22 protein-coding genes are annotated in these 24,450 nt (G+C 68.1%); 12 read left to right on the top strand and 10 right to left on the bottom strand.

What is annotated here, in order from left to right; all coding sequences use genetic code 11:
* The first annotated feature begins 10 nt into the window (after nt 1-10).
* Both mobF and AC1Q49_RS05900 read left to right on the top strand, forming a co-directional pair.
* A complete protein-coding gene (gene mobF / locus AC1Q49_RS05905; RefSeq protein ID WP_492491197.1) occupies nt 11-3,517 on the top strand; it encodes a MobF family relaxase in 3,507 nt (1,168 codons plus the stop codon).
* Nucleotides 3,518-3,599: 82 nt separating this feature from the next.
* Entirely contained in the window at nt 3,600-3,944 is a 345-nt protein-coding gene (locus AC1Q49_RS05900) for a hypothetical protein (protein ID WP_060958818.1), read from the top strand.
* 299 nt (nt 3,945-4,243) lie between these two features.
* Here AC1Q49_RS05900 and AC1Q49_RS05895 read toward each other — a convergent pair whose 3' ends face one another.
* Entirely contained in the window at nt 4,244-5,782 is a 1,539-nt protein-coding gene (locus AC1Q49_RS05895) for an SIR2 family protein (RefSeq protein WP_060958817.1), read from the bottom strand.
* A 274-nt stretch (nt 5,783-6,056) separates the two neighbouring features.
* Here AC1Q49_RS05895 and AC1Q49_RS05890 point away from each other — a divergent pair, with 274 nt between their 5' ends.
* Nucleotides 6,057-7,154: a helix-turn-helix domain-containing protein gene (locus AC1Q49_RS05890; RefSeq protein WP_060958816.1), complete on the top strand. Its 1,098-nt coding sequence runs from the start codon at nt 6,057-6,059 to the stop codon at nt 7,152-7,154.
* Nucleotides 7,147-8,256, top strand: a complete 1,110-nt coding sequence (locus tag AC1Q49_RS05885) for a hypothetical protein (RefSeq protein ID WP_060958815.1) — start codon at nt 7,147-7,149, stop codon at nt 8,254-8,256. The genes AC1Q49_RS05890 and AC1Q49_RS05885 overlap by 8 nt, the downstream gene beginning before the upstream one ends.
* On the opposite strand, the gene AC1Q49_RS05880 is transcribed toward AC1Q49_RS05885, so the two are convergent.
* The 5 genes from AC1Q49_RS05880 to AC1Q49_RS05860 all read right to left on the bottom strand — a co-directional run bounded on the left by AC1Q49_RS05880 (nt 8,222) and on the right by AC1Q49_RS05860 (nt 13,035).
* Nucleotides 8,222-8,839 (bottom strand): hypothetical protein, encoded by a 618-nt coding sequence (locus AC1Q49_RS05880; protein WP_061781698.1) that lies wholly within the window; start codon nt 8,837-8,839, stop codon nt 8,222-8,224. The genes AC1Q49_RS05885 and AC1Q49_RS05880 overlap by 35 nt on opposite strands.
* Nucleotides 8,836-9,162: a hypothetical protein gene (locus AC1Q49_RS05875; RefSeq protein WP_157553713.1), complete on the bottom strand. Its 327-nt coding sequence runs from the start codon at nt 9,160-9,162 to the stop codon at nt 8,836-8,838. The genes AC1Q49_RS05880 and AC1Q49_RS05875 overlap by 4 nt, the downstream gene beginning before the upstream one ends.
* A gap of 78 nt (nt 9,163-9,240) precedes the next feature.
* A complete protein-coding gene (gene dprA / locus AC1Q49_RS05870) occupies nt 9,241-10,233 on the bottom strand; it encodes a DNA-processing protein DprA (RefSeq protein WP_492491196.1) in 993 nt (330 codons plus the stop codon).
* Nucleotides 10,234-10,306: 73 nt separating this feature from the next.
* Entirely contained in the window at nt 10,307-10,756 is a 450-nt protein-coding gene (locus AC1Q49_RS05865; protein ID WP_060958813.1) for a hypothetical protein, read from the bottom strand.
* Nucleotides 10,757-12,723: 1,967 nt separating this feature from the next.
* A complete protein-coding gene (locus AC1Q49_RS05860; protein ID WP_191008736.1) occupies nt 12,724-13,035 on the bottom strand; it encodes a hypothetical protein in 312 nt (103 codons plus the stop codon).
* A 257-nt stretch (nt 13,036-13,292) separates the two neighbouring features.
* Between AC1Q49_RS05860 and AC1Q49_RS05855 the strand changes: the two genes are divergently transcribed.
* Together AC1Q49_RS05855 and AC1Q49_RS05850 are read left to right on the top strand one after the other, a co-directional pair.
* On the top strand, nt 13,293-13,739 hold the full coding sequence (locus AC1Q49_RS05855) for a hypothetical protein (RefSeq protein ID WP_492491195.1): 447 nt from the start codon (nt 13,293-13,295) through the stop codon (nt 13,737-13,739).
* 79 nt (nt 13,740-13,818) lie between these two features.
* Nucleotides 13,819-14,592 carry a dienelactone hydrolase family protein gene (locus tag AC1Q49_RS05850; protein WP_492491194.1) on the top strand — a complete coding sequence of 258 codons (774 nt, stop codon included), beginning with the start codon at nt 13,819-13,821 and terminating at the stop codon, nt 14,590-14,592.
* Nucleotides 14,593-14,607: 15 nt separating this feature from the next.
* Here AC1Q49_RS05850 and AC1Q49_RS05845 read toward each other — a convergent pair whose 3' ends face one another.
* Entirely contained in the window at nt 14,608-16,395 is a 1,788-nt protein-coding gene (locus tag AC1Q49_RS05845; RefSeq protein WP_492491193.1) for a 2-isopropylmalate synthase, read from the bottom strand.
* Between the two features lie 165 nt (nt 16,396-16,560).
* Between AC1Q49_RS05845 and AC1Q49_RS05840 the strand changes: the two genes are divergently transcribed.
* Genes AC1Q49_RS05840 through AC1Q49_RS05830 form a run of 3 tightly spaced genes read left to right on the top strand, consistent with a single transcriptional unit; the run spans nt 16,561 to nt 18,489 of the window.
* Nucleotides 16,561-17,229 carry a FadR/GntR family transcriptional regulator gene (locus tag AC1Q49_RS05840; protein WP_492491192.1) on the top strand — a complete coding sequence of 223 codons (669 nt, stop codon included), beginning with the start codon at nt 16,561-16,563 and terminating at the stop codon, nt 17,227-17,229.
* Nucleotides 17,226-18,116, top strand: a complete 891-nt coding sequence (locus AC1Q49_RS05835; protein WP_492491191.1) for an ABC transporter ATP-binding protein — start codon at nt 17,226-17,228, stop codon at nt 18,114-18,116. Before AC1Q49_RS05840 ends, AC1Q49_RS05835 begins: the two co-directional genes overlap by 4 nt.
* Entirely contained in the window at nt 18,106-18,489 is a 384-nt protein-coding gene (locus AC1Q49_RS05830; protein WP_191008730.1) for a hypothetical protein, read from the top strand. Before AC1Q49_RS05835 ends, AC1Q49_RS05830 begins: the two co-directional genes overlap by 11 nt.
* A 52-nt stretch (nt 18,490-18,541) precedes the next feature.
* On the opposite strand, the gene AC1Q49_RS05825 is transcribed toward AC1Q49_RS05830, so the two are convergent.
* Together AC1Q49_RS05825 and AC1Q49_RS05820 are read right to left on the bottom strand one after the other, a co-directional pair.
* A complete protein-coding gene (locus AC1Q49_RS05825) occupies nt 18,542-19,546 on the bottom strand; it encodes a CPBP family intramembrane glutamic endopeptidase (protein WP_492491190.1) in 1,005 nt (334 codons plus the stop codon).
* 26 nt (nt 19,547-19,572) lie between these two features.
* The gene (locus tag AC1Q49_RS05820; protein WP_492491189.1) at nt 19,573-20,184 is read right to left on the bottom strand and encodes a DUF3887 domain-containing protein; all 612 of its coding nucleotides are present in this window, start codon (nt 20,182-20,184) and stop codon (nt 19,573-19,575) included.
* Between the two features lie 185 nt (nt 20,185-20,369).
* Here AC1Q49_RS05820 and AC1Q49_RS05815 point away from each other — a divergent pair, with 185 nt between their 5' ends.
* Both AC1Q49_RS05815 and AC1Q49_RS05810 read left to right on the top strand, forming a co-directional pair.
* Entirely contained in the window at nt 20,370-20,918 is a 549-nt protein-coding gene (locus AC1Q49_RS05815) for a TetR/AcrR family transcriptional regulator (protein ID WP_492491188.1), read from the top strand.
* Nucleotides 20,915-22,702, top strand: a complete 1,788-nt coding sequence (locus AC1Q49_RS05810; RefSeq protein ID WP_492491187.1) for an alpha/beta fold hydrolase — start codon at nt 20,915-20,917, stop codon at nt 22,700-22,702. Before AC1Q49_RS05815 ends, AC1Q49_RS05810 begins: the two co-directional genes overlap by 4 nt.
* Before the next feature lie 28 nt (nt 22,703-22,730).
* On the opposite strand, the gene AC1Q49_RS05805 is transcribed toward AC1Q49_RS05810, so the two are convergent.
* Nucleotides 22,731-23,333, bottom strand: coding sequence for an HD domain-containing protein (locus AC1Q49_RS05805; RefSeq protein ID WP_060958797.1), 603 nt, complete (start codon nt 23,331-23,333; stop codon nt 22,731-22,733).
* 132 nt (nt 23,334-23,465) lie between these two features.
* On the opposite strand from AC1Q49_RS05805, the gene AC1Q49_RS05800 reads away from it, so the two are divergent.
* Complete coding sequence (locus tag AC1Q49_RS05800; protein WP_492491186.1) at nt 23,466-24,416, top strand: NAD(P)-dependent oxidoreductase; 951 nt, start codon at nt 23,466-23,468, stop codon at nt 24,414-24,416.
* Nucleotides 24,417-24,450: the final 34 nt, after the last annotated feature.

The following is a 24,450-nucleotide window of genomic DNA, read 5'->3' as shown; positions in this document are numbered from 1 at the left end:
GCGGTGCCGGATGTCGGTGTCGATGCGGTTGATGAGCGCTGAAGACGGCTACAAGTACCTCCTCCGCACCGTCGCCGCAGCAGATGGCGAACGGCCTCTCTCAACCCCGCTGACCCGGTACTACGCCGAGGCCGGCACGCCGCCAGGCCGCTGGCTCGGCAGCGGCCTACCAGAGCTGGCCGACGGCAAGATCAACGCCGGCTCCCGCGTATCTGAGGCCCAACTCGAGCTGCTGCTGGGGATGGGCCGAGATCCCGGAACGGGCGCGCCGCTCGGCCGGGCGTACGCCGAGTACGCGGCATCCGAGACGAGCCCCGACAACCCGACCGCATCACGGGCCGCCCACGCAGCACCGACTCGCCGTCGTGCCGTCGCCGGCTACGACTTTACGTTCTCGCTGCCAAAGTCGGCATCCGTTCTCTGGGCGGTCGCTGACGCCAATACCCAGGCAACAATCGCCGCCGCGCACCACAAGGCCATCGACGACGTGCTGGCCTTCATGGAGCGCGCGCTTGCCGCGACGCGCGCAGGCGAAGCGGGCCGCGACGGCGCTGTCGCCCAGGTCGAAGTGGCGGGGCTAATCGCCGCCGCGTTCGATCACTTCGACTCGCGCGCGGGCGATCCGCAATTGCACACGCATGTAGTGGTGAGCAACAAGGTACGCACGGAGTTCGACGGCAGGTGGCGGTCCCTCGACGGTCGACCGCTGCACGCGGCGACGGTTGCGCTGTCCGAGTTGCACACCGCGGTGTTCGCCGACCACATGACACGTGCTCTCGGCGTGCAGTGGGAGAAGCGCGAGCGCGAAGCGGATCGCAACCCGGTCTGGGCGATCGCATCCGTCCCTGAGCAGCTGGTCACCGAGTTCTCGTCACGGTCGCGTCATATCGACATCGAGAAGGACCGGCTGATAGATGAGTACATCGCCACGCATGGGACGGCTCCGTCGAAGGTGACGATCATCCGCCTGCGCCAGCAGGCGACGCTTGCGACGCGGCCCGAGAAGCAGCTCCGATCGCTCGCCGATCTCACGCACGAGTGGCGCACTCGCGCCAGTCGGCTGCTCGGCCGCGACGCAACCGCCTGGGCGCGTGACGCGGTGAACCAACGTGAGGCGCCGAAGTTACTGCGCGCAGACGAAGTCGCGCTCGGCATCCTCAACCAAGTCGCGCTGCGCGTCGTCGAAGCAACAGGCGAACGTCGCTCAACGTGGACCCGCTGGAACCTCTACGCAGAAGCCGCGCGGCAGACGATGGGCTGGCGCTTGGCCACAACCGAGGATCGCGAGGCGATCGTCGGCATGATCACGGATGCGGCGGAGCATCGCTCCGCGCAGCTCACGCCCCCCGAACTCGCCGTCTCGCCCGCCGAGTTCCGACGTGCAGATGGGACGAGCGTCTTCCGCCCGCGCAACTCCGAGCGCTACTCCTCGATTGCGCTGCTGGACGCGGAAGAGCGACTGCTCACCGCGTCGCACGCGACCGCAGCGCCGGTGGTCAGCGCAGCAACCCTCGGTTACGCCGAGCGGGCACGCCGCAATCGCGGGATTGAACTCGGAGCGGATCAGCGCGCGGCGCTGCAGTCAATCGCAACCTCCGCGCGTTCCCTCGATGTGCTGATCGGGCCAGCCGGTTCGGGCAAGACGACAGCGATGCACGCGCTGCGGCTGGCGTGGGAGCACGAGCACGGTCGCGGCTCGGTCATCGGGCTCGCACCGTCCGCTGCGGCCGCGCGCGAACTCGCTGACGACCTTGGCATCGCGACGGAGAATACTGCCAAGTGGTTGCACGAGCACGGCCAGGGCCGCGCCACGGTTCGCGCAGGACAGCTCGTCATCATCGACGAGGCATCCCTCGCGGGCACGCTCACGCTCGATCGCATCTGCACGCTGGCCACTCGTGCGCGCGCGAAGGTGCTGCTGGTGGGCGACTGGGCGCAGTTGCAGTCGGTCGACGCCGGCGGTGCATTCCGGATGCTCGTCGAAGCGCGCTCCGATGCGCCCGGACTCGCTGACGTGCACCGCTTCCGGCACGCATGGGAGAAGGAGGCATCCCTTGACCTCCGCAACGGACGACTGCAGGCGCTGGATGCCTACGGCGCGCGCGATCGGATCGTCGGGGGCGACGCCGATGCCATGTCCGACGCGGCGTACAGCGCGTGGCTCCGCGACGTGGCTGCGGGGATGTCGTCGGTGCTCGTCGCTGAAACCGGTGAGGCGGTTGGCGCGCTCAACCGGCGGGCGCGCGCCGAGCTGGTTCTCTCCGGCGAGGTGGATGCCAGTGCTGAGGCCTCGCTGCGGGACGAGGCCGCAGCATCCGTCGGTGATGTCGTCATCACACGCAAGAACGACCGTCGCCTGCGATCGGGCCCTGACTGGGTTCGCAACGGCGCGCGATGGAAGGTCGTCGCGGTTCGTCGCGACGGCTCGCTACGTGTGCGGAACACCGATCGCGCCGGTGCCCGGCCGATCACCCTGCCGGCCGGCTACGTCGCCGAGAATGTCGACCTCGGCTACGCCGTGACCGCCTATCGGGCGCAAGGGATCACGGCCGACACCGCCCACGCCGTCATCGAGCCAGGAACAACGCGCGAGAACCTGTACGTCGCGATGACGCGGGGGAGAGCGTCGAACACCGCGTACGTGGTCGTGTCGCGCCCCGACGACAATCACTCCGCTCGACATCCAGGGGAGCGTCCGAATGCCACGGCCCGCGACATCCTCGCGGGCGTGCTCGGGCACGTCGGCGCCGAGCTGTCGGCGCATGAGACGATCGTCGCCGAGCAGGAGAGCTGGGGATCGATCGCGCAGCTCGCGGCCGAGTACGACACGATCGCGTCGTCCGCCCAGCGGCCACGGTGGACGAACCTCGTGTACGCGTGCGGACTGCCCGCCGAAGTGGCGGATGCAACGATCACGTCGGACGCATTCGGTGTCCTCACCGCGGGTCTCCGGCGCGCCGAAGCGCTCGGATACGACGTCGATTCCCTTCTCGCTCGGCTCGCCGCTTCGCGCGGATTCGAAGACGCGCAGGATGCCGCGGCTGTGCTCCACGAGCGCCTCGAGCGTGTCCTCGCTCAGCCATCGAGCGGCAGCTCGCGGGGGAGTGGACGCCGGATGATCGCCGGTCTCATTCCCGCGGCGATGGGGGAGATGGATGCCGAGATGCGGCGCGCGCTCGATGAACGCGCACTTCTGATCGAGGAGCGCGCGGCGGCGCTCGTCGACTCCGCTCTGGCGTCGGGCGCGATGTGGATCAGTTCGCTCGGGCACATGCCGGCCGACCCGGTGCGCGCGGATGTTTGGCGTCGCCATGCGCACATCGTCGCTGCCTACCGAGACCGGTACGGCGTGTTCGAGGATGACGCACTTGGTGCGCCTGCCGCCTCGCCAAACCAGCGGATGGATGCCGCGACCGCAGCCGTGGCGCGGGATCGCGCGATCAGGCTGTCGCGAGCCGACGCTCCTGCACAGCCGCGACAAGCGCCCAACCGCAGTCGGTCTGTCCACAGCCTGTGACCGACGGTCCTACCCGCTCGCGCGACGCGGGCGTACCCTGAGCGCAACCGCAAGCCCCACGCCTGAAGGAGAGGCATGGTCGATGTTCCAACTGCTGATCGTCTTCGTGAGTCGCATCTACGCCTTCTTCCAGCGGACGATGCCGACGAACATCCTGATCCGCGCCACGCACACCCGCCGCGGACTCAAGTGGGGCGTCCCCGTGATGCTCCTCGCCGTCGTTTACCTCGTGATCGCCGCCGGCCTCGCGCAGCGGGTCGCCGGCGGTGCGCCGGGATGGATCAACCTGCTCGTGTTGGTGTGCCTGTGGAACGCGCTCAAGTTCGTGGTAAACGGGCCGATCACGGTCGGGCGGCTCTTGCGGGTGCGAGCGTTTGAGCGGCGCAATCGCGATGCGGCTACAGACGAATCGATGTCGGTGGGCTAAGGCCACGACGTCCAGCCGCGAGCGGCCGCCTTTCCGTTTGAAAGCTTCGAGCGCCATCCGCTCACCGCGCATCCGTGTGCACCGGTCATGCAAGCGTCGTCGCGGTCGCCGCAATGGCGACTGTCGAGGTCTTCGCTACTGTGCGCTCGAGGACCGGCTAGATCGCGCTGGGACCAGTTCGCCAGCTACATGAACGGCAGCGTCCGCGGGATCCTCGACGACAGATCAAGACCGTTGGAGCACGGCGAGCAGGTCTGACAGCCGAATCGCGCGTTCGCGATCTTTGATCACCCGAGGGACTACTTCCACCCCAGCGCGTAGCGAATGTAGTCGTACGCCACGACGCCCTTCGAGTAGTAGCTCTGCCAGTAGGCGGGTTCGGTTTCCAGCTTTCCGGCGTTGTCTATCAGGTAGGAGCGCAGGTCGCTCGCGAGTTCGATGTGAGACGGCACTTCCAGGAAGTTCAGGAACATCCAACGCCAGTCGTGCTTAGCCTCCAACGCGGCTATCGTGGAGCGGCGGCGGTAGCGGAACTTGGTGATTACCTCGGTCCGGTTCCGCTGGGCGAGCTTGACCACCTGAGATGGCAGTACCGTCTCGTCGATGATGTTGCCGCCGGCGTCCAGATGCCCGGCTTCACGCAGATACTTGAAGACGGGGTACCACCAGTTGCTCGGAATCTTCGAGATGTGCAACTGAAGGATGTCGTCGGCAGGAAGCCCACCAGGAGGGTTTTCGAGAACATCAGCGATGATGTCGCTTCGATTCATGCCAACGATTCCAGTCGCCGCGATCTTCGCACCCACGCCGAAGACAATCGAGATGTCCTCCGCCTTGGCTGAGTCAATGTCGGCGTAGGCGAAGAGCCGGTCCTTCGGATCGTTGGACTTGACGATCTCGTAGACCTGCTCTTTCAGGACACGCAGAGTCCGAGCGGGGAGCGCGTGCTTCCGGGAGCCCAGGGCCTCGAAGACCTCGGTCCAGTCCGGCGTCCTGATGCGAGTGATCGGCAGCAGGTGGCCGCTGATGTTGACGTCAGTCACTTCAACCGTGGCGTCGCCGTCGGCGCGCCACTCGACAAAGATAAGTCGGTCGCGCAACTTGTCAATACTGTGGTTCTCGAGTCCCTGCACGATGGCAGTCAGCATCCGCTGAACGTTAGCGTCATTGAAGCTGTATCCGAGGAACACCACCGGGTGCTCCACGAAGATCGTGATCAGCTTCGCCGCGAGGTAAGCGTTTCGGGCGTCAAATCTTTCGTAATCGGACTGCGTAAGCACCAGCGACATTGGGTCGCGCGTCGAACCGTGGATCGCGTAGGTTTCGGCGATGCCCTGGGTGTCCGAGAACAGCATGCCGTCCTGCCCGACGTATTCGAGGTAAGAAGGGAAGGCCTCAGCCAGGACGCGGTCGTAGTTCGTCGTCACGATGCCGTCGACGGTCGCGGCCTTAAGCAGCTCCCACTCGCCCTCAAGGGTCTGCGGAATCGTCATCGCCGCCACGCGCTCCTCGAGGAGCTTCGCGATCTCGATCTTCAGCGGGCCAGCCTGGTCGACCACCTTCGACTGCCACGTCGTGCGACTGTCCTCGTACTCGGGGGCGCTGAACCAGACACCGTGAAACGCCTCGGCGATCTTGGTTGCTGCCAAGGGCAGGTCGCCGTCCGCCGCCGACAGGTAGAACTCGTAGGGCTGGCCTGTCTTGTCCGCAAACAAGCGCAGCAGCTCGGACCACGAGGGGAGCGCCGCGTACCGGCGTGAGAGTCCAGCTCCGACGAATAGATACGGCGTCGCGAGCGGCGCAAGGTGCGGAATCAAGAAGTCTTTGACTGCACCCATGGTTGAAGAATATTGCCAATGCTCGAGCGCACCTCGACACTCCGTGAGCGAGTCTTCGCCAGTAGACAGTGAGGACGAGGGTGGCAATGGTGGCGAGTCAGATACCGGCGGCTGCGAGCAGGTTGGTCTCTCCGATCGGACGGAAGCACACCACGCTGGCAAGGCGTTGAGCACGGTTCCGACGACGCGAATCGCCATTGAGCGCTCGGCGAAACGCGTGGCGCAACTACCTGGCAAAACCTGCGTATGCTATTCTCACTTGCGGAGGTGAGAGATGGCGGATGCGACGGTCTCGATCATCGCGCTGCTGCGCGAGGCGCGCGGGTGGAATCAGACGGAGTTGGCGAAGGAGGCCCACATGTCGCAGGCCGTCGTTTCGCGCCTGGAGTCCCACAGCCTCGAGCTGACCGACGAGCGCATCGACGCCCTTGCGGACGCGCTCGATTGCCCGCCGGGCCTTCTGCGCGCAGATCCCTCGGTTACCGGCCTGTCGATCAGCTGCCTGCATCACCGTCGTCGGTCAAGCACGATGACCGTGCGCACGATGCGCCGTGTCGAAGCCGTCACCCACCTCACCCGACTGTCGCTGGAGGGCTTGCTCACGGGGCTGGACCCGCAGCCGCAGCGCTCTCTGCAGCGAGACCCGATCGATCTGGACGGCGACGCGGGTGTGGTTGCGAAGCGGTTGCGGGAACGGTGGGGGCTGGGCGATGGTCCGCTGCCCAACTTGGTCGGCGTGGTCGAGTCCGCGGGGATCATCGTGGTTCGACGCCCGCTGTCCACCCCCGGGCAGGATGCAGTGTCGACGTGGCCCGAGGACCGGTCACGGTTCCCGATGATGCTGGTCAGCGAAGGCCTGCCCGCCGACCGGCAGCGTTTCACGATTGCCCACGAGCTCGGTCACCTGCTGATGCACGATGCGCCCGGGCCGCAGCAGGAAGCGCAGGCGAACGCGTTCGCGAGCGAACTGCTCGCCCCCGCCGTCACCATCCGCCCCGACCTGGAGGGGCTGCGCACCGGGGATTTCCGGCGCCTGCTGCAGCTGAAGGAAAAGTGGGGACTGTCGATCTCGGCATTGATCCGCCGCGCCTTCGACCTCGATCAGATCACCGACCGGCAGTATCGCGAGTTCAACATGCGTCTGGGCCAGCTCGGCTGGCGCAAGAGCGAGCCCGGAGACGTCGCAGCCGAGACCCCCACCACGATCTCCCAGATCCTGGACATCCACCAGCACGTCCGCAATCTCTCGATCGCCGATATCGCCGACCTCGCCAGGATGACCGAATCGGCCTTCCGTCACCACTACCTCGGCGAGAACCCGCAACCCGAGGCGCTCGTCCCGCTCACGATGGGAGCACCACTTCATGACTGACCTCGACCTGACTACGCCGACGCCCCGCCGCCATGAGCCCCAGACCCGGGTTCTGGGGGGCATCGACAATGCCATCCTCATCCACGCGCCGCACACCGATGTGCGGCGCGTCGCCGCATTCAGCGGCAGCAGCACCCTCAACACCGTCTACACGATCGGCAAAGGCAACCTCACCGCCGCCGCGGACCGGCTGCTCACCCGACACCGTGAGGTCGCCGGCGACCAGTCCCGCATCCTGTTCGACGCGAACCGCTACGCCGGAAAGAACCGCAAGACCGCCGCCGAACCCCTCAACGCGGACTGGGTGACGTGGCAGCTCGACCACGGCGTACCGATCGCGCTCACCGACAGCGGCTACCTCAGCCTGGAACGCTTCGACGACGTCTACGGCCTGCTCGCCGGCGCAGCACAGCTCGCCGCCCGCGCCCGCGGCCCGGTGATGGCGGTGCTGCCTATCGACTACCTCATCCTGAAGAACCGCGCCGCGGACCTGCTCGCCGCCATCACCACTGCTGGGATTCCTGTCGCCCTCGCTGTCGGTCACACCACCGACCCGTTCGGGTCCGCGGCTGCTGTTGCGGGTCTGCTCACGGTCCTCACCGCGCCGGTCCCGATCGCGCTGCTGCGCTCGGACCTGTCCGCTGTCGGCGCGGTCGCCGGCGGTGCCATCTTCGGCGCGGTCGGAACCGCCAGCTCGCTGCGACACATCTGGACCTCCACCGGGGGCGGCGGAGGTCGCGGCGGCCGCGTCGTGTCCGTATATGTGCCGCGGCTGATGTCCTACCACCACCTCGAGCGGTTGCCGCTGGTGGCCGCGCAGATGCCCGCCGACTACTTCTGGTGCTTCTGCGAGATCTGCCAGGGCGATCCGGTATTCGACCGGGTGGGTGATCACGCCGCGTTCGCGCACAGCATCGGCAGCATCGCAGCCGCAGCTCGCGAAGTGCTCGACGGTCCCCGCGAAGACCGCCTCGTCTCGTTCCGGTCGCGAGCAGTAAGCGCGCAGATGATGCACATGGACATCGCCCTGCAGATGGAGGATGCGCACTGGGACGCGCCCAGCTCGCTCAACGCGTGGGTGAAGGCCGTCGTTCCGCGCTGAACGCGACCGGGAGTGCGTTGGACCGCAGCGCCCAGTCGAAGAGCCGCTCCTCGTACACGCGCCGCCACAGGGGACTCAGCGCGGCGCCGGACATCGGGCCTGGATCGCCAGGGGCATAAACGACGACACCATCGCCGCCACTGACGACCAGGGCGGTTCCCTGGGCATCGAACTCCTCGACCACGAGCGGCGAGCGAGCCGGGAACTGGGCGAACGCGGCAACTGTTCGGCACAGCGAACGCAATGGTTTCAGCGACCTTCGGACCGCGGTCGGACGGCCCACACCGATCATCCCGGCGGCCCGCAACGGGGACTCGACATCCAGGTAGATCAGCCGACTGACCGCGTCCGGTGAGGTCGCCGGTGCGACCGACGCGTGCAGACGGTTCGCGAGCACCCTGCGGTCCCACACCACGACCGGGTGCACATGCGCCCGGCAAAAGGTCGTCAACGGCAGTCCTGCCGCGCCCGGGAACAACTGCGCCGTGATCGCTGCGACTGCGGCTTGCCTGCCGGCCGGTCCCGCCCACGGTGCGTCGAGGTCACGGTGGAGAGGTGCGCTGAGCGACACGTCCAAGCTCATGCGTTCTCCATCCCCTCGACCCTAACCCGCCCTGCGGGGAGCAGTTCTACCGCGTCATCATGCCGGCGCACATACAGGGGATCACCCGCCGCAGCGCCAAGCTCCGACACCACCCACGACGGCGCGATCACCTGCGCCTGCGCGGACATCATCCGGAAAGCCTCATCCTCCGCCCGCGCAGCCCGCAACACCACTCGCCCTTGCGTTCGTTCGAAGCTCACCCGGCCAGGCACCGCGATCCCCGCAGCCGCCAGCAGTGCCCGCGGCACCGAAAACTGACGGCGGCGATCCAATTTCCGTGGCCCATGCACATCGCTCAACACCCCTTCATCTTACTTTTAAGATGCACGTGCGAACAGAGGTCCGCGCGCTGACCGCGCTCCTGGACTCACCTTGTGCTCTCAGAGCGCAAGACCTGTCGCTCGTCGGCAGCGGGTGAACTGCGGCGAGTGATCGAACGCGCGCCGAGGATTCGGTGCCGTTGACTCGAGCAGCTCACGGATCTCGTTGGCGTTGGTGACGACGGTTGCGATGCGCTCGCGCAAGAGTCGGTGGCATCCTGTGCTCGCGGCGCTCGTGACCGGGCCGGGCACTGCACCGACAGGTCGTCCGAGCGTGTGGGCTCGAATCGCGATGTCGAGCGAACCCGAACGCGAGCCAGCTTCAACGACGACGGTCGCCCCGGCGAGGGTGGCCAATAGCCGGTTGCGTTGAATGAAACGCCACTTAGTCGGTGCCGCGCCAGGAGGTAGCTCACTGATTAGGGCGCCGCAGCTCTCAACGATGCGGTCGAACAGACTCGCGTTGCCGGCCGGATACGGACGGTCGAGCCCTCCAGCGAGAACCGCGACGGTGGCTGCCGGGTGTGCGCTTATCGCGGCGCGGTGTGCGGCACCGTCGATGCCGTACGCACCGCCCGAGACGAGGCTCACTCCGCTGCCCGCGAGCTCGCTCGCAAGCTCAGTTGCGACATGCTCGCCGTAGCTGGTCGCGGCGCGCGCACCGACGATCGCGACCCGCCGTGGCGTATGCGCTGCAAGTACACTGCAATTGCCGGCGATCCAGAGAGCGATGGGTTCGTGGATGCCGAGCTCCCTGAGCTCAGTCGGCCACCGCGAATCGCCTGGAGTGAGGATGGTGAAGCCACGTCGCTCCGTGTCGGCGAGCACCCGATCGACGTCGGCATCCCGCAGTCGTGCACGCAATCGGTCTCGCCATAGGGCCCCGTCGGTGTTGTCGATCGCGTCGGGCACCGGCTCTCGCGTCTTGATCAATCGGACTGTTTCGGACGCGCCCAGCGAGCGGAGCAACGTGCCCGTGACCCCGTCTCCTGGTTCTGAGACTGCGGCAAGCACAACACGAGCGATCTGTTCGTCCGTGAGATGTGGAGTCATCGTCGCTCCTTCCTCGTGATGGCGGATGGGGGAGTTTGGCCGGTGATCGGCAGCTCGCACCACACGGGTCGGATCAGAGCGTGAGGCCGCGTCGACGCGGCGCGGTGGCACGCCCGGCGAGTGCGAACCACGGAGTCTGCGGTGATGTTGGGCGGTCCGCGTCCTCCGCCTGCGGTGTGAAGGTGCGCAAGAGGGAGACGTAGCCGAACTGGCGGTTGTACGTCAGCGCGTACACGGCGTTGTCGTCGTGGACGACGCCGTCGGTCGGACTCTGGGGAACCTCGTTGTACACGTAGCCGTTGACGAGGGCGGAGTCTCGGGTCTCATCGCCGAAGTCCCATTGCGACAGGTGACGGATTACCCGCTGGGGACCGCTCCTGTCGATCATGTCGAGCACGCGATCGGCTTCGTCGCCCTGCAGGAAGACAACGCTCATCCAGCGATGTTCGGGGACCGGCGGTGAGACCGGCGACTCCGACGAGATGGACGACGTCGTGGTGGTGGTGGTGCTGCTGTGGTTCATGCTGAGCTCCCTTCTCTAACTGGAGGTGCGCTGCGACTCACCTGCGCGAGTGGGAGAGGGCATTGATTGATCGCGGCCGAGCGAGCCCCACTACCCTCGGGTGAATCCCGGCTGTGTGCATCGACGTCGGTGGCGATCTCGCCCACATCCGCCCGACCGAGACTTTGGAGCGCCCCGAGCACTCGATTGCTGCCGAGCAACGGCAGGGGGCAGGTCTACTGAGCTGCGGCCGCGGCTGCTCCAGAAGCGGCGCTGCGCGCCGCGCTCGTAGACTCGGCGCGGAGGATGGCGACGATGGCGGTGGAGTTCGATTGCCCGGAGTGCGGTCGGCGTGCGCGGATCGTCACCGGCGGATACGTCGAGGCGCACGAGGCTAGTGCTGGCGTCGTGTGCTCGTTCACGCGGACGGCGCGCTCGGGGGAGCGCCCGACGTTTGTGGAGCCGACCCCCGAGACGGTGGCGCGAATAGCAGCGTTGCGGGAGCAGCGGGAGGCGGCCAAGCTCGAGCGGGCCGAGCGCAGACGGCGCGCGCAGGCGAAGGAGCAGGGGTCGACCTCTCCGCGCGGCAAGATGGTCTGCCCGAGGTGCGACGCTTTGGTCGCTCGGTCGCAAGCGTCGCCGACGCGACTCGTAGCGCACAAGCGCCCCTCGGGACATTGGTGCAAGGGCGGCGCCGAGCCGACGGCGAAGCAACGGACGAAGACGCAGAAGCGGCGGAGTGTGCGGACGGTCTCGGGGGGTTTGCCCTCGCTCGGGAAGCGTGGGTAGCGGGGTAGCGGGCCGAAAGCCCCCGCCCCCGAGCGCGAGGGGTTGGGGCGGCATCACTGGATCGTCAGTGGCGGCCGCGGGGGGAGCGGCCATCACTTTGCCACCTCAATCACCCAGGGACGACCCGAGTCGACCGGATACAATCGGAGCATTCGAACCGTCCGGTTCCCTGTCAACACAAGGGAACGCGAGGGTTCTCAAGACATCCGGTGGGATTCGGAAATCGCCCGAACTCTCCAAGGGGTCGCAGGTTCAAATCCTGTCATCCCGACGGTCTGAAGCCCTGATGAGGAATCGTTTCTCGTCGGGGCTTCGTCGTGTCTGGGGTGGGCACTGGGTTGTCCAATCGCTCGATCTGCTCGATCCGTCCGCGGATGGAATGCACCGCTCCGCTTCCGTGTCGTCGGCCACGAAGCGCACCAGAATGCGCTGAATGGGTATCGCGCTTCTGCCTGGAAGGGGAGATTTGGGGCCTCCTCCAATCTGACGTATGGTTTCTGCGGCAACACCCAGTACGCAAATCTCCACGTGATCTACCCGAGAATGTTCTGACATGGACCTAACGAATAGCTTCTGGGGTCGTCAGGGCCGAATAGGACGCGTGACATCCGGTCCTTGGGTCGGCCGCCTTCTGTTCGTCTACCCGGACAGCATGATCGAGTGGTGGACGTTGGTGCTGGACCCACCGCCCGTGGCCGGAATTCCGGGTGATATGTACTTCAAAGGCAACGATGAGGTCGCATCGCTGCTCGATGAGTGGGGTGTCGAGTGGCTGCCCCGCGACTCCGACGAAGTTGAGTTGGAGCGAACTCGGTTCGGTTGGAGGCCTCTCCGCGGCGGGGCGGAATGGCTACCCAGCTGAACGCGGCTCGCTGCGCATGAGTGCGGCTGAATCGGCCTGACTTCCCGGACACCTCGCTCCGGCGTCGGCAAGTGTCGCGAGGATGGTTCGTGTCTGGCGACCGATTCTCTTTAGCCCTCTCTGGGCACCTCGCCAGGGGCCGGCGCGGACCGTTGAACGTGCCTGGAATGGACGAGCGCTCTCGGCCTGCCACCGGTACAGGCGGCGGCGCAGTCGTGATGCCGGAATCCGCTCACCGTTGCCGCGTACCGAGATCGATCTCCCTCCCGGTGGTGATTCACCACAATCGTGAGAATCCACGAGACCCTCGGGCTAGAACGGCTTGCTCGAAACTGCGTCACCTGTCCGGGCATGCGTGGGCCGTCACGGCCGGCAGGTTCGCCGAGTGATTCACCTGCAGCCAACCGCTTCCGACGCTGGTCCAGTCGACAGCGCTCCAATACACCATCCGCTCGGACTGCCCGTCGACGAGAAGGGTGTACTCCTGACCGCTTTGGGCGGAGAGCTGCGCGCTATGGGTCAGCTGCATGCCGGCGACTGGTTCGCCGAGCTCAATCTCCTCTCCACGTGTGAACGTGTGCTTCCCTTCGTACTCGGCGACGATCGTCCAGTCCTTCGCCGCGGTGAGGTCGCGGACGCTGAAACTCAATCTGCTTGCGTCTGTCGGGGCACATATGGCGACTCGGATTGAGCCGCCGCTCGCTTGGCGCAGAGCAGCGACTCCATAACCCGCACCCGTCTCGCACCCTGTCAGGACAAGTGCTCCCGCGGTACAGGCCACCGCCGGGCCCAGGAATCTGCTCAGCATCGGTAGCTGCCGTACTCGACGTTCGCGGCCACCTTGAAGTCGTTGAGACACTGATTTCCTCCATCCAGAGGGTAGTTTGTGAGTGGGGGAGGATGCCGGTGCCACGCCCCAGTCTGTGGTTGATCGCGGTGGTCGCGTTCGTGGTCTTCGCGGCGATCTTCGTGCTCCAAGGAGTTCCCGATCAGTTCCTCGTCCTTCGCAATGCAGCGACCTTCTCCGCCAGCGACCGGGAGTACCTCGTCGGGCAGGTTGCGCTCGTCGCCGTCTTCCAGGCTTTCGTCATCGGTGTTCTGCACTGGCATCTGCACGTTCTCGACCGACGCGTGCGCGGGGATCACGTGACCTTTCTCGTGCTCTTCGTGTGGGGCTCGTTGGTGTGGCCGGTGACGGCGTTCGCTGATGCCTACTGGGACTACGAGTATTGGGGGCAGGGGAGCTGGCGAGCTTCTTTCGATCTCGCGTTCTTTTCGGTGCCGCTGAGTCTCGTGGCGCTCATCGTGATGATCGTACGAGGATCCCTGATTGGAAGAATGGCCCGTGTGTGACTCAAATCCTTTGGAGGATGGGAGTCACGGTCGCCTACGCGCGGACGCCGCCCTGTCTTCCCTCACAGAGGAGCACCAGATGACCACCTACGCCCAGAACCTGAACGAGATCCTCGACCGCGAGGCTCTTCCCGCGGGCGGGGTCGTCTCCGGCGACGTCGACTACGTCGCGCACGGTGTCGCTTTTCGTGGGTACCAGGCCCGTCCCGCCGGGGGCGGCCCCTACCCAGGCATTCTCGTCGTACACGATTGGCTCGGTGTGACCGACTACGTCCGGATGCGCTGCGACATGCTGGCCCGTCTCGGCTACGCGGCGTTCGCCGCGGACGTCTACGGGGCGGACGTCCGCCCCGCACCTCAGGATGCCGCCGCCGTCGCCAGTGGCTTCTACCAGGATCGCGCGCTGTGGCGACAGCGGCTCGCGGCCGCGTTCGAGCGGCTGCTCGCCGAGCCGTCCGTCGACCCCGCGCGCACCGCGGCGATCGGCTACTGCTTCGGCGGAACCTCTGTGATGGAGCTGGCCCGGACAGGCGCCCCCGTCGACGCCGTCGTGAGCTTCCACGGCGGCCTGCTCACCGGTCCGGAGGGGGAGGCGAGGCGAATCGCAGCCAAGGTGCTCGTCCTCCACGGGGCGGCCGACCCCGTCGCCCCGGACGATGCGCTGCTCGCCTTCGAGAACGACCTGCGGACGGCTCCCGAGATCGACTGGCAGGTCGTCACGTACGCCAACGCGATGCACGCCTTCACCCTCCCCGACGCGAACGCACCCGAGCACGGCGCCCTCTTCGACGCCACCGCCGAGCGTCGCAGTTGGACGGCGATGAAGTCCTTCCTGGGCGAGGTCTTCGACTGAGAGGCCCGGGTCGCGTCACTCCCGGGCGTCTTCACGTCGATCGGGCGTGACGGCTGAGGTGACCATGGATCCCGGCGGCATCCGATCCTCGGCGGTCGCGATCGCGTTCATGACGGCGGTCAACGAGGCGGTGAGCACAGACCGGTCCTTGCCGGCGACCCATGCGGTACGTGAGCCGTGGCGGTATTCGATGAGGGTGAGGGCTTCGCTGTCTGCTCCCGCGCCGATGCTGGTCTGGGAGAGGCTCAGGATCTCGATCGCGAACCCGTGTCGTGCAAGCGCCGTGGTGAGTGCGTCGACGGGTCCGTTGCCGCCGTGGGTGGTGGTGTCCTCGATGCCGCCAGCGCGGAGGGTGATGCGGGTGTTCTTGTCGGTCGTCACGACGTCGACGAGTTCGATCGGAGCGTCGACGGGGGTGGTGAGGTAGGTGGCGCAGAAGACATCCCAGAGCTGTTCGGCGGTGACCTCGCCGCCGGTGGAGTCGGTGTGATGCTGCACGTGGCGGGCGAAGTCGATCTGGAGCCGGCGGGGGAGCTCGATGCCGTACTCGGTCTGGAGCAGGTAGGCGATGCCGCCCTTGCCCGACTGGGACTTCACGCGGATGACGGCGTCGTAGCTGCGGCCGATGTCGGCCGGGTCGATGGGCAGGTAGGGAACCCGCCAGGCGATCTCGCTCTCGTCGCGCCCTTCGGCTGCAGCGCGGGCGCGATGCTCGGCGAAGCCCTTCTTGATGGCGTCCTGATGGGTGCCGCTGAACGCGGTGTGCACGAGATCGCCGACGTAGGGGTGTCGGGGGTGCACGTCGATGCGGTTGCAGTACTCGACGGTGCGGCGGATCTCGTCGATGTCGGAGAAGTCGATCATCGGGTCGACGCCCTGCGCGTGCAGATTGAGGGCGAGGGTGGCGAGGTCGACATTCCCCGTGCGCTCGCCGTTGCCGAAGATGCAGCCCTCGACACGCTGGGCGCCGGCGAGGACGGCGAGCTCGGCGCAGGCGATCCCCGTGCCGCGGTCGTTGTGAGGATGGACGGAGAGGATGACGCCGTCGCGGCGGGCGAGGTGGGTGTGCATGTACTCGATCTGGTCGGCGTACACGTTGGGGGTGGCGATCTCGACGGTGGCGGGGAGATTCAGGATGACGGGGCGCTCGGGCCTGGCATCCCACAACTCTGTCATCGCGTCGCAGATCTCGATGACGTAGTCGGGCTCGGTGAGGTTGAACACCTCGGGGCTGAACTCGAACCGCACGTTCGGCAGGTCGCCGGCGAACTGGAGCACGTCCCGTCCGCCGGCGAGGATCAGCTCCCGCAGTTCGTCGCGGTCCTTGCCGAGCACGGTGTCGCGCCAGGTCGGGGCGGTCGCGGTGTACATGTGGAGGACGACGTCGTTGCGGATGCCGCGGATCGATTCCACGGTCCGCTCGATCAGGTCGCGGCGCGCAGGGGTGAACACGACGATCGTGACGTCGTCGGGGGCGATGTCGGTCTCGGCGATGAGGCGGACGAAGTCGTAGTCGGTCTGCGACGCCGAGGGGTAGCCGACCTCGATCTCGGTGTAGCCCATCCGCACCATCAACTCGAAGAACCGGCGTTTGCGGGTGGGGTCCATGGGCTCCGCGAGGGCCTGGTTGCCGTCGCGCAGATCGACGGGGACCCACAACGGCGCCTGGGTGAGCCGTCGGTTCGGCCATTGCCGGTCGGCGCCCAGGGGCACGTCGACGCGGGAGTAGGCGTCGGTGTAGCGGTGCGAGGGCATGCCGGAGGGGCGCTGCCGATTCCAGGAGGGGGCGATCGTGGTGGTCATGACAAGGAGTCCTTCAGGGTCTCGTGGGGAAGACCGGCGCAGTGTTCAGCCCCACGGCGGGGAGCCGGTCCGGCTACGCCCCGCCGTGGCGGCGAAGAAGAAGGAGGTTTGCGGTGAGCACGGGTAGAATCTAGCAGAAGTCCTCAGACAAGTAGAGGAGACGAGATGGCTCAACTCAGACGTGTCCCCTTGGCGGATCAGGCCGCCGACGCGCTGTTCGCGCGCATCCGCGCGGGGGAGTGGGCGCTCGGTGCCAAGCTCCCCGGCGAGACGACGCTGGCGCCGCAGCTCGGAGTCGGACGGTCCACCGTGCGGGAGGCGATTCGCCAGCTCGCCGGCCGCGGCATCCTCGATTCCCGTCAGGGGTCGGGGGTGTATGTGACGGCGTTGGAGGCGCCCGATGACTGGGAGCAGGTGCTGCGCCGCACCGACATCGTCACCGTGCTCGAGGCCCGCACCGCGATCGAGGTCGAGGCGGCGAGCCTGGCAGCGACGCGCCGCACGCCGTCCGATCTGCGCGCGATCCGACGGGCGCTTGACCTGCGCACCGCTCCTGGGCAGAGCGTCGAGGAGCATGTGGATGCCGACATGGCGCTGCACCGCGCGATCGTGGTCGCCGCGCACAACGAGGTGCTGACCGAGCTGTTCGACGGGTTCGTGCCGCGGGTGCGGCGCGCGATGGTCGACATGCTCCGGCTCCGCCCCGTGCCCGACGCGCACGCGGATCACGACGCGCACGTCGTCGTGGTCGACGCGGTCGCCGACCGGATGCCGGATGCCGCGGCCCGCGCCAGCCGCGCCCATCTCGATGCCCTCAAGGCGGGTTTCGCGTGAGTGCGGTGGTCGTCGAGCCCGTCGTGGTGCTTGACGAGGTGACGTTCCGCAGGGCCGGGAGAAGCATCCTGAACCGCGTCTCGCTGAGGATCGCGCCGGGCGAGCACTGGGTGCTGATCGGCCCGAACGGGGCAGGCAAGAGCACGATCCTCGGCCTTCTCGGCGCGCGCGCCTTCCCCACCGCCGGCACCGTCGATGTGCTCGGCCATCGTGTGGGTCGTGTCGAACTGCTCGCATTGCGTCGCCGCATCGGGCACGTCGACCCGCGGCATCCGCTCGACTCGCCGCTCACCATCACCGACGTCGTCCTCACCGGGGTCACCGGCACCACCGAGCTCATGATGCGCTGGCAGCCCACCGCCGCCGAGCGCCGCCGAGCCGCCGAGCTGATCGACCTGCTCGGCCTCGGCGGGAAGGCCGAAGAGCGATGGCCGACCCTCTCCCAGGGCGAGCGGGGGCGGGCGCTCATCGCCCGCGCGCTGATGAGCGAGCCCGCGCTCCTGCTGCTCGACGAGCCGTCGACCGGACTCGATGTCGCCGCCAGGGAGCAGCTGCTGGAGACGGTCGACCGACTCGCCGCGAGCGATCCCGATCTCGCGTCCGTGCTGGTCACTCACCACCTCGAAGAGATCCCCGAAGCCGCCACCCACGCCCTCCTGCTCGCCCGTGGCGCCGTCGTCGCCGCCGGACCCGTGCACGACACGCTCACCACCGACCTCGTGAGTCAGACCTTCGAGCACCCCATCGCCGTCGACCACAGTGACGGGCGATGGCGTGCCCGCAGCCTCCGCACGGTTCGCAGCGACTCGCGACGGCCGGCGACGCGCACGACGCGGGAGCGCCTCACAGAGAGCGGCGACGGATGGATACTCCCTCGTGACCGATGACGACGCGCAGCCGACTGTTCTCGTCAGTGCGATGTGGTGGTCGGAAGACCACGCTGTCGTCGCCGTCGTCTCCGATGCGCTCGCCGGCAGAGTGCTCACGCGGGGTTCGTGGCAGGGGGTCGTCGTGAGGTCGGCGCGCATCGTCGAAGACGACGCGGTCGCGCGGCAGGCTGCGTTCGAAGCCTTCCTCCGCGGCGTCGCGAATGCCCTGACCAGCATCCAGGTGCCAGGGCGCCCGGGAGGCGTGCTCGGCGTCGGAGAACTTCGCCTCCATCTGGCGCTCTCAGGCCCAGAACTCGCGCGGGGAGTGCTCTTCGATCCGGACTCGCTCGCCGTGCTCCTGCCGTTCGGACTGTCGCTCTACGTGGATTGAGGCTTCGTCACGGTGAGGACGAGGCGATCGGTGATGGTGAGTCGGTTGCCGCTCATCGCCCGCTCGCCTTCTCCGGGGAGGAGGCTTCCGCCGCGGCACGGGTGGTTGACCGCTCGTCCGGGAGCGGTGCGGGCGACGGACGGCGGAACCGGCCGGTGGCGACGAGGACGATCACGAGGGCGAGGGGCACGATCCAGCCGCTCCAGCCGAGGACGGTCGCCTGCGTGGTGTCGATGCGCTCACCGGCCATCGCGAACAGGAGGTAGGTGCCGCCGGCGCCGTTGAATGCGGCGTGGGCGAGAGCGGCGGGCCAGACGGAATCGGATCGGAGGCGAAGCCAGCCGAAGATCGCGCCGAAGACGATGCACATCCCGCTCATCGCGGTGAGACCGAGCCAGCCCGGAACGCCCGGGTAGTTGTATCCGAGGAGGATGAGCGGCGCGTGCCACAGTCCCCAGATGACGCCCGAGGTGAGGATCGCGGGGATCGCCCCGAGAGGCATGAGCTTCGGAAGAAGCCATCCGCGCCAGCCGAGCTCTTCGCCGAGCGCCGGGACCAGGTTGATGAACGCTGCCATCGGCAGTGCGAGGAGTTGAAGCAAGACGAGCACGCCGATCGGGAGCGGCAGCTCGTTTCTGCCGAGCGCCTGCAGTTGCGCGGTGATGGTCTGCTGGAATCCGGAGAAGTTCACGACGTCGGCCGGGTACACACCCAGCAGCGCGCCGATCGGGAGAGCGACGAGAACGAGCGCGATGGGGACGAAGATCCCGAGCAGCGAGTACCCGATCAGACGGCCCGCCGGCTTCAGCGGCCACAAACCGAGGGCTCGGGCTTTGCGCGGCGGCCGTTCGACGAAGACCACCACGGTGAGCGCCGCAAGGGTGGGCGTCGCCATCATGGCGACCGCGATGATCGGGAACACCGGGCTTGCGAGTCCGTCGCCGAGCCAGAGCGGAAGCGCCACGAGCCAGGCGAGGGTGAAGGCGATCACGACGAAGATCACGATGGAACGGATGTCGGTTCCGCGGAGCCGGCCCGTTCCGCCCGCGTCGGTCACGAGATCGCTTCGGGAGGTTCGGCCGGTCATGGCGTGGGCTCGGTGAGGATGTGGAGTCCTGCGATGGTCCGGTCGTCGCGGAACGCGATGCGGGCGGTGTAATCGCCGGCTTCCATCGAGAGAGGGGTGTTCGTGATCGTGACGTCGGCGGCTCGCGTCACGACGGGATCGCCGTGGCTTTCGAAGGCGCCCGAGGTGGCCACGATCTGCGCCCAGGCTGCCGCGAGCGCGTCGTCTGACAGGTTCTCGCGCATCGTCGGGTCGAAGCGCGCGGACACGAGCTGCCATCGGCCCGCGACGAGGTCGTCGATGACGGATCGAGCCAGCTCCGCGCCGTCGCTCAAAGGTGTCGTGTTCATGAGTTCTCCCGTCCTGGGGTCGATGGGCTTGCCGAACCGTTGGAACGCCGCCTGCCGGCTCACGCCCAAGGCGCCGCCGATCGCCTGCCAGGTCGCGCCGCGCTCGCGTGCGCGCTGGACGACCGCGACCACGACATCCTCGGCAGCGGCCTGGATGCGAAGCGCGTGGCCGATTTCCCCGACGACGTCGTCGCCGGGCTCCGTCAGCACGCGCACCGCGAGGAGGGCATCGATGCGCTGACGCAGGTCGCGAACCGCATCCGTCAAGTTCTCTTGCATGTGTCAACCGTAGCTTGACATTGTTCGAGAATGCAACACGGCCGAGTCGTTCGCCCGCGGGCGGGGCCTCGGGGTGGACGACGTCCGCGGTCCCGTCTCCGGATTGCGCGGAAATATATAGACCGGTCTATTATCGAGAGGTGACGGCTAAAGGCACCCGCACGAGAGCCCGACTCTCGGAATCCATGCTCGAACTGATCCAGACCCACGGCTACAGCGGCACCGGCGTCAACGCCGTGATCGCACACTCCTCGGCCCCCAAAGGCTCCGTGTACTTTCACTTTCCGGACGGTAAGGAAGGGCTCGGTGCGGCGGCGATCGAACTCGCGGCCGCGCAGTTCGAGACGTTGATCACGGATGCCGCCGCATCCGGGGCCGGAGCTGCCGAGGCCGCCCGCACCGTCATCGCGGGGGTGGCCGATCTCGTCGCAGGCAGCGACTTCCAGCTGGGGTGTCCGGTGTCGGTCGTCACCCTGGAGATGGGAGCGCACAACGAGCGACTGCGCCGCGCCTGTGCCGACGCCTTCGAATCGTGGATCGCGTCGGCGGCGGCGTTCCTGGAGGCCGACGGGCTCTCCCCGACCGAGGCGCGGGGAATGGCCACCGTCGTCGTGTCGATGATCGAGGGGGCCGTGGTCGTCTCGCGCGCCCTGCGCAGCACGGGGCCGCTGGTGGATGCGGCCGACGGCATCGCGGCGTTCATCGCTCAGCGCGTCTCGGCGTCGACCTCGTGAGCGTCCCCGACCACGGTCGACACGCGCTGGTCCTCGGCGCATCCGGGTTCGTCGGCCGCCACCTCCTGCGTGCCCTTGCGGGTGCCGGGGGAGAGGTCACGGCGGCCGTGCGCACGCCCGCGTCGGCAGCTCGCCTGCAGCACTGGCTCCGCGAGCACGGCGTGACACGACCGGTGGCGACCGTCATCGTCGACTTCGCCTCCGCGGAGCTCGTGCCCGGTGACCGGTCGGCTCTCGCCACGGTCACCGAGATCCACAACTGCGCGGGCTCCTACCGATTCGGCATGTCCGCGCAGGAGGCGCGCGAGGCCAACGTCGGCATCGTCGAGAGGCTGATCGACGTCGCCGCGGGGCTTCCTGCGCTGCGCCGCGTCGTCCACGTGTCCGGCTACCGTGTCGGCGGCCAGGATCCCGCGACGGTGCCGTGGTCGGACGACCATCGCGCAGCGGTCTATGCACGCCTCGGCGCCTACGAAGCGTCCAAGGTCGAATCCGACGCGGTCTTCCAGGCGCGCGCGAGCGAGCGTGGGATCCCGTGGACGATCGTCAATCCCGCCAGCGTGATCGGCGACAGCGTCACGGGCGAATCCGACCAGCAGATCGGCCTCGCCGACACGATCCAGCAGCTCTGGCGCGGCAGGATGGCCGCCCTGCCGGGAGGGGACGCGACCTTCCTCCCCGTCGTCACCGTCGACCACCTCGCCGCGTTCATGGAACGCGTGGCCGTCGATCCGGCGGCGGAGAGCCGGGCCTACTGGCTCCTCGACGACGACACCCCGCCGCTCAGAGATCTGCTCTCGACGGTCGGGCGCCACCTGGGCGTGCCGATACCGCGGCTCACGGTCCCGGTCGGTGTCATCCGGCGTCTCCCGGCGCGCGTGACCCGCGTCGACCCCGAGACGTTGTCCTTCATGTCTTCCGACCGCTATCCGACGGGGTCCGCCGACGCGCTCGCCGCCGCCCACGGGATCTCGACGCCCGACGTGCGGCTGTCGCTTCACCGGTGGGCGGATCACCTGGTCGCGCACCGGTTCGGCGACGCGCCCGGCGGCGACCGGCGATTCGTCGACCACGGCGGCATCCGCACGTTCGAGATCGGACGCGCGGGTTCGCGTCGGGTGATCCTGCCGGGCCTGCCCGTGAACGCCGACACCTGGGCGCGGGTCGCCGCAGGCACGGGGGCTCGCGCGGTCGACCTGCCCGGACTGGGCCTGTCCGGCGGTACCGGTCTTCGGGACTGGACCCGGTGGCTGGCGGGTCTGACGAGCGGGGAGCCGCTCGAGCTCATCGGCCACTCTCTGGGCGCCGCCGCCGCGCTCGCGGTCGCCCGGCGATTCCCCGAGCGTCTCCGGTCGCTCACGCTCGTGTCGCCGTTCTTCCTACAGGTCCCGCCACGCGGTGCGGCACGGATCTCGCCGGTCGTGCGCGCGTTCCTGAGGCACGCCGGCGCGGTGCGGCTGTCGCGCCGGCTGACCGGGACCGACGCGGGGGCGGCGGCGCTGGAGTCGAGCGTGAGCGACCTGAGGCGCACCGGCGCGAAGCACGCCGCAGCTCAGCTGTCGCGCGCGGGCTCGGAGAGGTGGCGGGCGCAGCTGCGGGACGCGCTGAGGGGGTTCGACGGGCCCGTGCGTATCGTCGTCGGCAGCGAGGATCCACTGGATGCACGCTTCCGGGACGACCTCGGTCCCCGAGTGGAGATCGTGTCGCTTCCGGGTGCCGGTCACCACCCGCAGCTGACCCATGCGGAGGCCCTCACCGAGGTCCTGTCACGCCCGGTCGCCTGACCTCGGCATCCGCACTCTCGGGATACCGCTACATCCGTTCCAACGGGTTGGCGGCCAGCTTGGCGACGATGCCGCCGTCGAGCAGGCGCCGCGCGGCCGTGTCGGGCTTGCGCGCGGCCTGGTCCGCGACGCACGCGCCGAACTCCGCCGCGAGTCGCCCGCGGGGGTACACCGCGAGCACCTCGCGCACGAACGACTCCGGAAGGGCGTCGGGTCGCGCGCCGGAGATGTCGAGGCCCGTGGCGATCTCGAGGAGGTGGCCCTCGGCATCCATCGCCGGGTCGACCTGCGGCCAGTTGTGCCGCACGATGACCTCGAGCACCCGGGTGCGTCGCTCGGCGGGCCAGCCGGCCCCCGCGGTGAGCGCGACGCCCACGTGTCCGCCGGCGTGCTCGTATGAGACGGTGTGGTTGTCGAACGCGGTCACGGTGCCGATGTCGTGCAGCACCGCCGCGACGTAGAGCAGCTCGTGGTCGACCTCGGCGATGCCGTCGACGCGCGCGAACGCTTCGGCCCAGAGCCACGAGCGCAGCGCGTGGGCCGTGATCGCGGGGGACTGGTACTGGCGGGCGAGCTCGAGCGCTCCTCGCGCGGCGAGGGTGTCGGGTGCGCGGAAGTCGGTGGGGTGCATGCCTCCAGTCTCCGCGCGCCCGATGCGCACCGGCCGCCGCGTGGGCGTCGAGCCTCGTCGCATTCCTGCCAGTTCGGTGCGCGACGCGCGTGCCTCGCTCTCCGTGCCGGCGTCGGAGATATCGTCGACGCCGTGAGCGTGGGAGCGCGAGTCGGATTCATCGGCCTCGGGATCATGGGGGAGCCCATGGCGCTCAACCTGGTGCGCACTGGCGTGGCGCTGACGGTGTGGAACCGGTCGGAGCGCGCCCGAAGGGTGCTGGTGGATGCCGGGGCGACGGCCGCGGCGGAACCGGCGGAGGTGTTCGCGCGGTCGGAGATCGTCATCCTCATGCTGGCCGGCACGTCGGCGATCGACGACGTGCTGGGTCCCGACGGCGCCCGGCGTGCGGAGATGCTCACCGGGCGCACGGTGGTCAACATGGGCACCGTGCCGCCGGAGTACTCCGCCCGGCTGGCCGCCGAGATCACCGGCGCCGGCGGCGTCTTCGTGGAGGCGCCCGTGTCGGGGTCGCGACGCCCGGCGGAGGAGGGGACTCTCGTCGGCATGCTCGCCGGGCCCGAGGATGCGGTGGCGCGCGTCACACCGATCCTGGAGCCCTTGTGCGGCGCGCTCACCTTCTGCGGGGACGTCCCGTCGGCGTTGACGATGAAGCTCTCCGTCAACGTCTTCCTCATCGCGGTGGTGACGGGGCTGGCCGAGTCCTTCCATTTCGCCGCCCAGCACGGCGTGCCCGCGACCCTGTTGCGGCAGGTGCTCGATGCCGGGCAGATGTCCTCGTCCATCTCTCGCGTGAAGACCGCCAAGCTCGCGGCGGAGGACTGGACGCCGCAGGCATCCATCCGTGATGTGCTGATGAACAACGAGCTGATCACCGAGTCCGCGCGCACCGCCGGCATCGCGAGCCCGCTCCTCGACGTGACTCGGGAGTTGTACGCCGACGCCGTCGCGCGCGGTGACGGCGACCTCGACATGGCGGCCGTCGTGCGGGCGATCTCCGATCGATCGGCGGGCGGCGCCTCGCCGGAACTCACAGCCGGCATCCAGCCTGGCGGGACCAAATCGGGCGCATCCTCTGTTTGATCAGGTGACGCCGCAGCCAGCGGTGTCGCAGAGG

It is taken from the genome of Microbacterium sp. MPR-TSA4 (assembly GCF_058792815.1).
Note: the sequence above shows the minus strand (reverse complement) of the source record. Positions and strands in the feature narration are given on the sequence as shown.